Origin of the sequence: Brachybacterium sp. J153 (assembly GCF_036311905.1) — a bacterium.
Classification (GTDB): Bacteria; Actinomycetota; Actinomycetes; order Actinomycetales; family Dermabacteraceae; genus Brachybacterium.
The window spans coordinates 156,080-168,230 of record NZ_JAZDCH010000002.1 but is presented as its reverse complement, the minus strand read 5'-3'; the positions used below and the strand labels follow the sequence as shown (position 1 = coordinate 168,230).

Annotated in this window: 8 protein-coding genes and 1 tRNA gene; 5 read left to right on the top strand and 4 right to left on the bottom strand. The window is 72.2% G+C overall.

Annotated elements, in window-relative coordinates; translation table 11 throughout:
- Positions 1–81: 81 nt before the first annotated feature.
- Positions 82–3,192, bottom strand: a complete 3,111-nt coding sequence (locus tag V1258_RS01280) for a UPF0182 family membrane protein (protein ID WP_329747996.1) — start codon at positions 3,190–3,192, stop codon at positions 82–84.
- Between the two features lie 154 nt (positions 3,193–3,346).
- Between V1258_RS01280 and V1258_RS01275 the strand changes: the two genes are divergently transcribed.
- Positions 3,347–3,871, top strand: a complete 525-nt coding sequence (locus tag V1258_RS01275) for a PPA1309 family protein (protein ID WP_329747995.1) — start codon at positions 3,347–3,349, stop codon at positions 3,869–3,871.
- Positions 3,872–3,893: 22 nt separating this feature from the next.
- Here the strand turns inward: V1258_RS01275 and V1258_RS01270 are convergent, their stop codons facing one another.
- On the bottom strand, positions 3,894–4,400 hold the full coding sequence (locus V1258_RS01270) for a single-stranded DNA-binding protein (protein ID WP_329745252.1): 507 nt from the start codon (positions 4,398–4,400) through the stop codon (positions 3,894–3,896).
- Between the two features lie 370 nt (positions 4,401–4,770).
- Complete coding sequence (locus V1258_RS01265; RefSeq protein ID WP_329745251.1) at positions 4,771–5,400, bottom strand: superoxide dismutase; 630 nt, start codon at positions 5,398–5,400, stop codon at positions 4,771–4,773.
- A 188-nt stretch (positions 5,401–5,588) separates the two neighbouring features.
- Between V1258_RS01265 and V1258_RS01260 the strand changes: the two genes are divergently transcribed.
- The 4 genes from V1258_RS01260 (at position 5,589) to V1258_RS01245 (ending at position 11,657) form a co-directional block, all read left to right on the top strand.
- Positions 5,589–10,289, top strand: coding sequence for an ATP-dependent helicase (locus V1258_RS01260; RefSeq protein ID WP_329747994.1), 4,701 nt, complete (start codon positions 5,589–5,591; stop codon positions 10,287–10,289).
- Positions 10,289–11,218 (top strand): DNA-formamidopyrimidine glycosylase family protein, encoded by a 930-nt coding sequence (locus V1258_RS01255; protein WP_329745249.1) that lies wholly within the window; start codon positions 10,289–10,291, stop codon positions 11,216–11,218. The genes V1258_RS01260 and V1258_RS01255 overlap by 1 nt, the downstream gene beginning before the upstream one ends.
- Before the next feature lie 15 nt (positions 11,219–11,233).
- Positions 11,234–11,306 (top strand) — tRNA-Arg (locus V1258_RS01250).
- A gap of 51 nt (positions 11,307–11,357) precedes the next feature.
- The gene (locus V1258_RS01245) at positions 11,358–11,657 is read left to right on the top strand and encodes a hypothetical protein (protein WP_329747993.1); all 300 of its coding nucleotides are present in this window, start codon (positions 11,358–11,360) and stop codon (positions 11,655–11,657) included.
- Here V1258_RS01245 and V1258_RS01240 read toward each other — a convergent pair.
- Positions 11,611–12,132 carry an acyl-CoA thioesterase gene (locus V1258_RS01240; RefSeq protein ID WP_329748000.1) on the bottom strand — a complete coding sequence of 174 codons (522 nt, stop codon included), beginning with the start codon at positions 12,130–12,132 and terminating at the stop codon, positions 11,611–11,613. The genes V1258_RS01245 and V1258_RS01240 overlap by 47 nt on opposite strands.
- Positions 12,133–12,151 lie beyond the last annotated feature (19 nt).

The following is a 12,151-nucleotide window of genomic DNA, read 5'->3' as shown; positions in this document are numbered from 1 at the left end:
AACCAAGAAGCCCCCCGCCAACCTGACGGGGGTAGGGTCGACTGGCGCCATGGGAGGGGTGCCCTCGCGAGGGATGAGCGCTCAGCCCTCTCCGCCGTCGGAGGCGCCTCCCCCGTTGATCTCCTGGTTGGCGGTGTTCGCGCGGTTGAGCGCGTCGGTCAGTCGGTCCTGGGCCTCGCCGTAGGCGGCCCAGTCCCCGGCGGCCATGGCCTCCTCGGCGTCGATCACCGCGGCGTCCATGTCCGCGAGGGCCTGGTCGAGACGCTGCTGCGGTGTGCCCTCCTCCGTCGGGGCCTGCGTCGGCTCGGTGGTCTCACCGTCCGCCGGCGGCTCCGCGGGGGTGCTCTCGCCGCCCTCGGTGTCCACCGCGCCGGTGAGCGACTCCTCGCTCCCGGTGGCGGGCTCGGTCGAGCCGGTCACCTCGGCGTCACCCGCGTCGGCGCCGGAATCGCCGCCGAACACCAGGTCCATCGCCTCGTCGAGGGTCGGCGCGAAGCCGACCTTGTCGCCGAAGGACACCAGCACCATCTGCAGCAGCGGGTACTGGGTACCGCCGCCGGCGGTCGAGGACTGCAGGTAGACGGGCTGGACGTACAGCAGGCCGCCGCCGACGGGCACCGTGAGCAGGTTGCCGTTGATCACCTCGGAGTTACCCTCGCGCAGCAGGTTCAGCGCCTGCGAGACGGTCGGATCGGAGTTGAAGGTGGCCTGGACCTGTCCCGGGCCGTTGACCGGGTTCGAGGTGGGCAGGACCAGCAGCGTCATCTTCCCGTAGGTCTCGGCGGGATTGCCGCCGTCGCTGCCGGTCTCGGAGTCCACCGCGAGGAAGCCGGTGAGCACGCTCTGTCCGTCCGAGGGGATGAAGCTGGAGGACAGCATGAACCGCGGCGAGTCATCGCCCGGCATCTGCATGGTCAAGTACATAGGCGGCTGGGGCGGCTGGGTGCCCGCGCTGCCGTCGGGATTGGTGGTGGGCTGCACCGTCGGGTCCGGGGAGACCTGCCAGAAGTCCTGCTGGGTGAAGAAGTCGTCCGCATCGGTGATGTGGTACGTCGAGATCAGCTGGCGCTGGGCCTTGAAGAGATCCGCCGGGTAGCGCAGATGCGACATCAGCTGGTCGCTGATCTCGTCGGCCGGGCGCAGGGACTCAGGGAACACCTCGGACCAGGCCTTGAGGATCGGGTCCTCCGTATCCCAGGTGTAGAGGGTGACCGAGCCGTCGAAGGCGCTGACGGTGGCCTTGACCGAGTTGCGCATGTAGTTCGCGCTGCGGGACCGGTTGCCGGCGCTGGCCCGCGGGTCGGTCTGAGAGTCGTTCACGACCGCGTCGAGTTCGACTTCCTGGGCGTACGGGTACTCGGTGGTGGTCGTGTAGCCGTCGATGACCCACACCATCTCGCCGTCGACGACCGCCGGGTACATCTGCGAGTCGAGCGAGAGGAAGGGGGCGACCTCGCGGACCCGCTGCGCCGGGTCGCGGTCGTAGAGGATCTGCGACTCCTCGTTCACATAGCCCGAGATCACGATGTTCGGGTCGCGGAACTTGATCGCGTAGAGCAGCTGGTTGGCGAAGCTGCCCACCGAGGGACCGCCGTCGCCCTGATAGGTGTTGTAGACCTGGTCGCCGCCCTCCTCGCTGTCGGTGCTCCCGCGCTGGTAGTCGAACTCCTCGGGGGTCGCACCCTCGGGGGCGCCGACGATCGAGTAGTCCGGTGAGTGGCGGCCGAAGTAGACGCGCTCCTCGTACTCCCCCAGCTCGCCGCTCCCCGGGACGCCGGACTGCAGGAAGCTCGGCTCGCCGTCTGAGCTGCGGCGGTTGCCGTACGCCGCGGCGAGCCCGTACCCGTGGGTGTAGATGATGTGCTGGTCGACCCAGGAGCGCTCGGCGAGGCCGAACTTGTCCGGGCGCAGCTCGCGCACGCCGACGACGGTGTCCTGCAGCTCCCCGCCGATCTCGTAGCGGTCGACGGCGAGCACCTCGTCGAAGCCCCAGTACTGACGGTTCGCCTCGCGCTGGACGAAGGTGGGCGAGACGACGTTGGGGTCCATCAGGCGGATCTGCGCCGTGGTGGCGGCATCGGCGCGCAGGGCACCGGGCTCCGCATCGGTCGCCGCTGTGTACGGCACCTCCTCGATCGCATCGAGGCCGAAGGCCGCGCGGGTGGAGTCGATGTTGTCCTGGATGTACGGCTGCTCGAGGGCGCGCTCGTTGGGCTGGACGCGGAACTGCTGGATCGCCCACGGGTAGGCGTTGCCGACCACCAGGGTGGTCAGCAGCATCAGGCCGGCGCCGACGGCGGGGATCCGCCAGTCCGCCCGCAGGATCCACAGCACGAACAGCGCAGCGACGACGATCGAGGAGATCGCGATGATGGTCTGGGCAGGCAGGATCGCGGTGACGTCGGTGAAGCTCGCCCCGTCGAAGCGGTCATGCTCGTTGACCAGCATGTCGTAGCGCTGGAACCAGTGCCCCGCACCGAGGAAGAGCACGTACAGCGCAGCGAGCACGCCGAGATGACGGCGGGCGGCGGTGGTGACCTCGAGGCCGCGCTCCTGGCCCCAGGCGACGCCGCCGTAGATGAAGTGGCCGATCACGGCGCCGACGATCGCGACCAGGAGCACGAACTGCCCGTAGGACACGACCATGTCGATGACCGGCAGGGTGAACACGTAGAAGCCGATGTCGTTGCCGAAGACCGGATCGGTCTGCCCGAAGTCCTGGGAATGCATGAACAGCTGCACGTCCTGCCAGCGGCGCGAGGCGGCGAGACCGCCGAAGGCCCCGATCACGACCGGCGCGGCGTAGGTCAGTCCCCGGCGCAGCGGGTCGACGGCCGCGCGGAACTGCTCCAGCGCCTCCTGCTCGCGGGTGATCGGCGGATAGACGGGACGCTGCGTGTAAGAGATCCGCAGGCTGAAGAAGAGCGGGACGGCGAGCACCGCGAAGGCGATCGCGAAGAGGACCGCCTGCGTCCCCCAACGCACCAGGAGGACGTCGGCCGCGCCCAGCTGATCCATCCACAGGTACTTGGTCCACACCTCCGAGGCGATGACCAGGCCGACGAGCAGCAGACCGATCGCGAGGGCGGTGATGGCCAGCGGGGAGATCCGACGCGGCCCCTCCTCGCCGGCGCCCGACGCCGGTCTCGGAGAGGGGCGGGGGACGTCGCCGAACGGGGCGGAGAAGCTCACGGGGTACCTCAAAGTGCCTCGGGGTCGGAGCCGTGGTGGTCACCCGCCGCAGCGCGGGACCGGTCCTCGACGTCCGGGTACAGTGGAGTGCCCCCGCGCAGGGCGAGGGCCACACCATTCTGTCAGGCCTTCCTGGAAGAGAGTTCTCGATCTGATGACGATCCCCGCCCAGGACCCCCTCGACGCCCCCACCGCGGCACTGGCCGCGAGCGTGCTGGAGATCGCCCGCCACGTCGGCGAAGGAGACCTCCCCGCACCGCGCCTGTTCGCCCTGGCCCGCAGCGCCGAGCTGATGGCGGCCTCGCCCTCGCTCGCCGCCCTGCTGGGCATCGGGCAGGAGACCGCTCCGGATCCCCTGCACCTCACCCCGATCGACCTCGACGACGGCACCGCGGACCAGCCCACCGATCCGCTGGCCGCCCTCGAGCAGGTGCAGTGGCCGGACCTGGCCGCCGGTGGCGCGCTCGCCGGTGACCTGGCGCCTTCTGCGGTGGAGCTTCGCGGGAGCGAGGCGACAGATGCCCGGCCTCTCGGAAAGCTGCGGGTCGTCGTCGCGGCCCTGGCGGACGGCACGACCTGGTCTGCGGTCGACCGGGGCGACGGGCGCGGATACGCCCTGGGCGCTGCTCTGCTGCCGGACATCACCACGGCCCTGCAGCAGACCTTCGCCTCGGACTGAGCGCCCGCCGCGGTCGCTGCGCTCAGAAGGGCGCGGATCCGGCGAGCTCGCGTTCTTCGGAGGTCTCCTCCTCGGCCTCGTCCTGGCGGAGATCCTCCGCTCCGTCGGAGACGTCCTCCGGCAGGATCACGCCGGTGTCGTGGTCGAACACGGGCACATCGGCGGCGCGGGTCGGGCGGGTGAACACGGCACTGCCGTAGCGGAGATCGTGGCCGATGGTCTCGGCCCACAGGGTGAGGCTGAACCGCGTCACGCCCTCCTTGTCAACCCACTCGGAGCTGCCGAGGCGACCGCTGACCACGAGCGGCTGCCCCTTGCGCACGGAGTGGGCGAGGTTCTGGCCGAGTCCGCGCCGGGCGTACACGGTGATGAACTCGGTGCGGCGGTCGACGAACTCGCCCTTCTCGCGGTCGAAGTAGCTGCCGGTCACCGCGATCCGCACCGAGGTGCTCTCGCTGCCGTCGCGATGCTTGTGGATGGCCGGGTCGGCGGTGGCGTTGCCGGTGATGCTGGTCTGGATGTCGCGCATGGTGCGTCGTCCTTCCTGAGGTGCCGGGACCGTCCCGGCCTCGGCACGGTGCCGATGGACTTCAGCGTCCTCGGCATGACGCGGCGCTTCCAGGGCGGCGCGGATCCTGTGGATGAACGGGGTGTGGGGAGGAACGGTCCACGGCTCGACCCTGCTGGAATTCCGCGCCTGGCGTGACCTCACCGCCCCACAGGCCCTGAGGTCACGCCACACGCAGTCTTTCAGCAGCGGCAGCAGGGACCGGGCCGCAGAACCCCGGTCACAGAAGTGGCCGGCTCCGGACCGGGCGTCACCGGCGGCGGAGACCCCCGGAACACACGAAACGGCCGGCCCCTCCGGAGAGGGACCGACCGTCCGACGGCAGAGCGGATCAGGCGCCGGGCACCACGATCGTGCTCGCGTTCGCCCGCGCGTTCTCGAACCGCGCCTGGACATCCGCCCAGTTCACGATGTTCCAGACCGCCTTCACGTAATCAGCCTTCACGTTCTGGTAATCCAGGTAGAACGCGTGCTCCCACATATCCAGCTGGAACAGCGGGATCGTCGCCACCGGCACCCCGTTCTGCTGATCGTAGAACTGCTCGATCACCAGGTTCCCGCCAGCCGGCTCATAGGCGAGCACCGCCCAGCCCGAGCCCTGGATCCCCAGCGCCGCGGCCGTGAAGTGCGCGCGGAACGCATCGAAGGACCCGAAGAACTCGTCGATCGCGGCCGCCAGCTCACCGGTCGGCTTGTCGCCGCCCTCCGGGGAGAGGTTCTTCCAGAAGATCGAGTGGTTCGTGTGACCACCGAGGTTGAACGCGAGATCCTTCGACAGCTGGTTCACCGTGCCGAAATCGTTCGCCTCACGCGCCGCCGCCAGCTTCTCCAGCGCCGTGTTCGCACCCTTGACATAGGTCGCGTGGTGCTTGGAGTGGTGCAGCTCCATGATCCGGCCCGAGATCGAGGGATCCAGAGCGCCGTAGTCGTAATCGAGATCGGGAAGCGTGAACTCCGCCATGTGGATCATCCCTTCGTCAGAAGTGCGCAGGACCAGCCGCTGCGGGCCCCGCCGTGCCGTCCATCCTGCCACGCGGCGCGGAGCGGCGGCAGGCGTGGTCGCGGGGCGATCGCCGGTCGCGCGACTCCGCCCCCGTCGGCCTCGGCGGATCCGCACCGGGCGTCGGCCCCCCGCGCGACAATGGACCGATGGCCCGCCCCCGCAGCGCCCTCCCCTCCTCGTTCTCGCGCTCCACGGCGACCTGGTTCGAGGAGTCCTTCGCGGCACCCACCGCCGCCCAGGAGGAGGCGTGGACCGCGATCGCCCGGGGTGAGGACACGCTCGTCGTCGCGCCGACCGGCTCCGGCAAGACCCTCGCCGCCTTCCTCAGCGCGATCGATCGGCTCTCCGCCGCACCGCCCCCGGACTCCCCACGCACCTCCGTCCTGTACATCTCGCCGCTCAAGGCGCTGGGCGTCGACGTCGAGCGGAACCTGACCTCGCCGCTCGTGGGCACGGCGCGCATGGCGGAGCGGCTCGGCGAGGATCATCGGCCGCTGAGCGTGGGCGTCCGCACCGGGGACACCCCGCCCGCGGAGCGCCGTCGGCTCGCCGCCCGTCCGCCGGACATTCTCATCACCACCCCCGAGTCGCTGTTCCTGTTGCTCACCTCGCAGGCGCGCAAGACGCTCACCGGGGTCGACACGGTGATCCTCGACGAGGTCCACGCGGTCGCCGGCACCAAGCGCGGCGTGCACCTGGCTCTGTCGCTCGCACGGCTCGACGCGCTGCTGGAGCGTCCCGCGCAGCGGATCGGGCTGTCGGCGACGGTCGAGCCCGTGGACGAGGTGGCGGCCTTCCTCAGCGGCTCCGGGCGCGGGCGCTCGGCGACGGTGGTGCGCCCTGCCTCGACCAAGCGATGGGACCTGAGCATCTCCCTCCCCGTCCCGGACCTGCAGGCGATCGAGCCGCCGGCCGATGCCGTCGACGACGAGGACGTCTCGGGGACGATCTGGCCGCACGTCGAGCGGGCGGTGTACGAGGAGGTCCTCGCCCACCGCTCCACGATCGTGTTCACGAACTCTCGCAGCCAGGCGGAGCGCCTCACCGGGAAGCTGAACCGGCTCCACACCCGCCGTCTCGCCGCCGCGTCGGACGACTCCGCGGGCTCGTCCGACGACGCGGAGCTTGAGGAGGCGCCGGACATCGCCCGTGCCCATCACGGCTCGATGGCGAAGGAGGTGCGCGCGCAGATCGAGGACCAGCTGAAGGCGGGGACGCTGCGCTGCGTGGTCGCGACCAGCTCCCTCGAGCTCGGCATCGACATGGGCGCGGTCGACCTCGTGCTGCAGGTCGCGGCCCCGATGTCGGTCTCGAGCCTGCTGCAGCGGGTGGGCCGGGCCGGGCACGACGTCGGCGCCGTCTCCACCGGGTCCCTCCACCCCCTGCACGCGGCCGACGTGCTCCGCTCCGCGGTCGCGGTGCAGGAGGCCGTCGCCGGACGGATCGAGCCGCTCGCCGTGCCCCGCAACGCCCTGGACGTCCTGGCCCAGCACACGGTCTCGGCCGCCGCCATGGAGGACCTGCAGATCGACGCCTGGTTCGATCTGGTCCGCTCCGCGCATCCCTATCGGGCCCTGCCGCGCGTCGCCTTCGACCAGACGATCGATCTGCTCGCCGGCCGCTACCCCTCGACCGCCTTCACGGAGTTGCGCCCACGGCTGGTCCACGACCATGCCACAGGCACCCTCACCGCACGTCCCGGAGCGCAGCGCCTCGCCGTGACCAGCGGTGGCACCATCCCCGATCGAGGTCTGTACCCGGTGCACCTGGTCGCCTCCGACGGCGACTCCCAGCCGCGGCGGGTGGGAGAGCTCGACGAGGAGATGGTCTACGAGTCCCGGCGAGGGGACGTCATCACGCTCGGGACCAGCAGCTGGCGGATCGAGGAGATCACCGCGTCACGCGTCACGGTCTCCCCCGCCTTCGGGCTCAGCGGCCGGATCCCGTTCTGGCATGGCGACGGGGACGGCCGTCCCGCGAGCCTCGGCCGGGCAATCTCCACGGCGCAGGCCGAGCTCGCCGCCCTCCCCCGCGCCGAGGCCGAGGAGCGGCTGAGCGGACTGGGACTGGACGAGAACGCGCGCACCGTCCTCCTCGACCATCTCGCCGAGCAGCTGCAGGTCACCTCCGTGATGCCGGGTCCAGACCGGCTCGTGGTCGAACGCTTCCTCGACGAGCTCGGGGACTGGCGGGTGGTGCTGCACTGCGCGGCCGGGCAGCGGATCACGGCGCCGTGGGCGCTCGCGGTCGGTGCCCGCGTCGAGGAGCGCTACGGCCTGGACGGCCAGGTGATGGCGGCCGATGACGGGATCGTGCTGCGCATCCCCCACGGTGAGCAGCCCCCGGGAGCGGACCTTTTCACCTTCGAGCCGGAGGAGATCGCGGAGGAGGTGCGGCGTCTGGTCGGCTCCTCCGCACTGTTCGCGGCCCGGTTCCGGGAGTGCGCCGCCCGGGCGCTGCTGCTGCCGCGCCGGGACCCGAACCAGCGGGCGCCGCTGTGGCAGCAGCGACAGCGGTCGGCACATCTGCTCGAGGTGGCGCGTCCCTATCCGGACTTCCCGATCATGCTCGAGGCGGCGCGGGAGTGCCTCCAGGACGTGTACGACCTGCCGGCCCTGGTGGAACTGATGACCCAGGTCGGGCGCCGACGGGTGCAGGTGCACGAGGTCGAGACCCCCTCCCCCTCCCCGTTCGCCCGCTCCCTGCTCTTCGGCTACATGGCGCAGTTCCTCTACGACGCCGACGCCCCGCTGGCCGAACGGCGCACCGCGGCCCTCGCCCTGGACCAGTCGTTGCTGGCCGAGCTGCTGGGCACGGTGAGCCTGCGGGAGCTGTTGGACGCCGAGGTGATCGCCGAGGTCGAGCGGAGCCTGCAGGGGCTCACGGCGGAGCGGGCGCTGCGCAGCGCCGAGCAGCTCGCCGACGCCCTGCGGCGCCTCGGCCCGCTCACCGTGGGGCAGATCGCCGAGCGCGCGGCCGACGAGCTCGACGTCGAGGAAGCGCTCGCGGAGCTCGAGCGGGCGCGTCGCGTCATCCGGGTGCGGATCTCGGGCACCGAGCATCTGGCGGCGGTCGAGGATGCGGGACTGCTGCGCGATGCGCTGGGCACGGCGCTGCCGACGGGAGTGCCCACCGCTCTCCTCGCCCCGGTGGACCGGGCGGTCGCGCAGCTAATCGCCCGCTGGGCCCGGGGGCGGGGCCCGTTCCCGGCCGGGGCGCCGACGGAGGCCTTCGGCCTCGCGCCGGGGGTGGCGCGGGCGGCGCTCGAGCAGCTCACCGCTGAGCGCGTCCTCTCCCAGGGCGAGTTCACCCCGGGCCGCGAGGGGGAGGAATGGGTCGAGGTGGATGTGCTGCGCCGCATCCGTCGGGCGAGCCTCGCCGCCTCGCGCCGCGAGATCGCGCCGGTCCCCGGCCCCGTCTACGCCCGCTTCCTGGGTCAGTGGCAGCACCTCGTGGGGCGTAGGGCCGACGGCCGCCGCGAGCGCGCATCCTGGTCCGGACACGACGGACTGCTCTCCGTGGTGGACCAGCTGGCGGGGGTCTCGCTACCGCTGTCCGCCTGGGAGCGCCAGGTGCTCCCGGCCCGCCTGCCCGAGATGACCCCCGCCCTGCTGGATGCCGCCTTCGCGAGCGGGGAACTGGTGTGGACCGGGCACGGCCGCCTCGGCGCCGACGACGGCTGGGTCCGGCTCCACCTCGCCGACGCGCTGCCCCTGGGCCTCGACGCCGCAGCCCTCGAGGAGGCCGCGGACGCCCTGCCGCAGGACTCGCTCGCCGCGCGCGTCCTCGCCCTGCTGCGCGCCACGCCCGGCGCACTGCGTCACGGGGAGATCCTCGCGGCACTGGCGGGCGAGGACGGCACCCCGGTGGACCCCGCCGCGCTCGAGGAGGCGGTGTGGGATCTCGCCTTCCAGGGACTGATCACCAACGACTCCTTCGCGGCGCTGCGCGCCCTCGCCCACGGACCCTCGGGCAGCGGTGCCGCCCGCACCGGGAGCGCCCGACGCTCGGGCACGCCGTCCCGGTCACGGACCCTCGGCCGACGCGGCGCCGCCCGGCTCTCCGCGGCGATGATGCGCCAGCGCGTCACGAGCAGCGCGGAGCTCGCCAGCACCGCGCTCGGCACCGGCCGCTGGTCCGCAGTGCGGGTCGATGCGGTGGATCCCGCCGCCCGGGCGGCGGCCCTCGCGGCGCTGCTGCTGGACCGCCACGGCGTGGTCACCCGCGGCGCGATGGACGTGGAGGACGTCCCCGGGGGCTTCGCCGGCGTGTACCGAGTGCTCTCCGCGCTCGAGGACAGCGGCGGCTGCCGCCGGGGCTACTTCGTGGACCATCTCGGCGCCTCCCAGTTCGCCCCCGCCGAGGCGGTGGACCTGCTCCGCGACCGCGACCGGGAGGCCTCGGCGAGCTCCGGGGCCGAGGCGGCGGGGACGGGCCCGTCGGCCGATGCCGTCGCGGTGGCGCTCGCGGCGACCGATCCGGCGAACCCCTATGGTGCGGCCCTCCCCTGGCCTGCGCTGCCGATCGCCCCGCCGGAGGGCCGGGCGGTGCGCCCCGCGCGCCGCGCCGGAGCTCTCGTGCTGCTCCGGGACGGCCACGTGCAGGCGTTCGTCGATCGGGGCGGGAAGCACCTGATGTGGTGGGCCGACGAGGCCGCGACACCGGAAACCGCGGAGCAGCTGGTCCGCGCCGTGGCGGAGGACTCCCGCCTGCCGCAGCTGCGGATCGAGCGCATCACCGGCCACGGCCTCGACGCGGAGCCGGTCGCCCACGTCACCGCAGCCCTCGCGGAGGCCGGCTGCTACCGCTCCCCCCGTTCGCTGCGGCTGCGGGCGGGTGAGCGCTGATGCCCGAGGGCGACACCGTCGCGCGTCAGTGCCGGATCCTCGACGAGGCGCTCGCCGGCGCCGTGCTCACCACCTGCGACCTCCGGGTGCCGCGCGCGGCGACCGCCGACCTGGCCGGCTGGAGCGTGCTCGAAGTGCGACCGCGCGGCAAGCACCTCCTGATCCGGCTCGCCCCTCCCGGGCCCGGACCGAGCCCGCTGACCCTGCACAGCCATCTGATGATGGACGGGATCTGGCACGTCGACGGGCGGGCGCTGCGCTCGAGCGACACCAGCGCCGGACCTCGCTCCCCCGACACGATCCGCATCGAGCTCCAGGCCCGGCACGGGGACGGGAGGTCGGTGCGGGCCGTCGCCTACGACGTCAAGCAGGTGCGGCTGCTGCGCACGGCCGACGAGGAGCAGCTGCTCGGGAGCCTGGGCCCCGATCTGCTGGACCCGGCCTGGGACACCGATGAGTCACTGCGCGCGCGAGCGATCGCGAACCTCGCCGCCGAGCCCGCACGTCCGATCGGCCTCGCCCTGCTGGACCAGCACGTCCTCGCCGGGATCGGGAACATCTACCGCAGCGAGTTGTGCTTCCTGCGCCGGGTGCATCCCGCCGCCCCCGTCTCCGCCGCCGGGGACCTCGGGGAGCTCGTCGACCTCGCCCACCGGCTGCTGGTGCTGAACCGAGACCGGGAGGTGCGGGTGACCACCGGCGGGATGCTCGGCCGGGACGGCGACCTCTGGGTGTACGGCCGCGGGGGCCGCCAGTGCCGCCGCTGCCGCACCCGGATCGAGCGGGGAGAGCTGGCCGAGCCGCGGCTCGAGGGGACCGAGGCGCGAGTGCTGTGGTCCTGTCCCCGCTGCCAGGCAGGACCGGGTGCGCCCGAGGTGAGCGGGACGCCACCGGCCTCTCGGGCCCGGGGTCGACGCGCGCCTCGGTAGACTCGTGCGCCGTCAGCCTCCATAGCTCAATGGATAGAGCAACGGCCTTCTAATCCGTAGGTTGCAGGTTCGAGTCCTGCTGGGGGCGCCGCCCGTCGGCACACCGCCGATCCCCACCCGCCGCAGAGGTGCCGCACTGATGATCCTGAAGGTCCTCACGTTCGGCGCGATCGCCCTGCTGATCCTGCTGCGCCTGACGCGCACGCCGCTCGGTGCCCGGCTGCTCGGTGTCTCCCGGAGGGTGCTCGACGCCGTCTACTTCGGGGCGCTGCTGGTCACCGGCGTGCTCGCCGCGGCCTTCGAGCAGTGGATCCTGCTCGGCGCGGTGGTGGTGCTGCTCGTGCTCGGCCTCGTCGAAGAGGTCCGCCGACGCTCGCGAGCCGCTCGCCTCGTCACAGACCCCGGCCGTGCGCCGAGGAGCCCTCGTTCCAGGCGATGACCCAGGCGGGCAGCTCTCGGTCCGCGGGCATCGGACCGGAGAGCTCGAGCACCTCGGAGACCGGGACGGAGCCGCCCTCCTCGCGCAGGAAGCGGGCCCGCACGACCGCGTCGGCGATGACGCGGCCCTCGCGGCGGAACACCTGCTCCATGTAGATCCACCGCTCGTCGTGCCCGATCACCCGCGTGTCCAGATCGAACTTCTGCCCGAGCGTGAGGGAGCGGCGATAGGTGATGGTCTGGCCCGCAACGACCGGGTACCACCCGGCATCGGTGATCCGCTTCCAGAAGCCGGAGCGGAGCATGAGGTCCATCCGGCCGAGGTCCATGATCGAGAGGTAGCGGCCGTTGTTCATGTGCCGCTGCACGTCGAGATCGGCGGGGTTCACGCGAAAGTGCGCCCTCGAGGTGTCCCAGATCGAGAGCGGGGTCTTCCCGCGCACCCGCACCAGGAACAGGAGGAGGCGGATGTACATGTTCACGGCAGGATCCTCC

Coding starts and splice junctions, on each gene's coding strand:
- V1258_RS01260 (WP_329747994.1), top strand. CDS start 5,589: ATGGCCCGCCCCCGCAGCGCCCTCCCCTCCTCGTTCTCGCGCTCCACG.
- V1258_RS01240 (WP_329748000.1), bottom strand. CDS start 12,132: ATGTACATCCGCCTCCTCCTGTTCCTGGTGCGGGTGCGCGGGAAGACC.
- V1258_RS01275 (WP_329747995.1), top strand. CDS start 3,347: ATGACGATCCCCGCCCAGGACCCCCTCGACGCCCCCACCGCGGCACTG.
- V1258_RS01245 (WP_329747993.1), top strand. CDS start 11,358: ATGATCCTGAAGGTCCTCACGTTCGGCGCGATCGCCCTGCTGATCCTG.
- V1258_RS01270 (WP_329745252.1), bottom strand. CDS start 4,400: ATGCGCGACATCCAGACCAGCATCACCGGCAACGCCACCGCCGACCCG.
- V1258_RS01255 (WP_329745249.1), top strand. CDS start 10,289: ATGCCCGAGGGCGACACCGTCGCGCGTCAGTGCCGGATCCTCGACGAG.
- V1258_RS01265 (WP_329745251.1), bottom strand. CDS start 5,400: ATGGCGGAGTTCACGCTTCCCGATCTCGATTACGACTACGGCGCTCTG.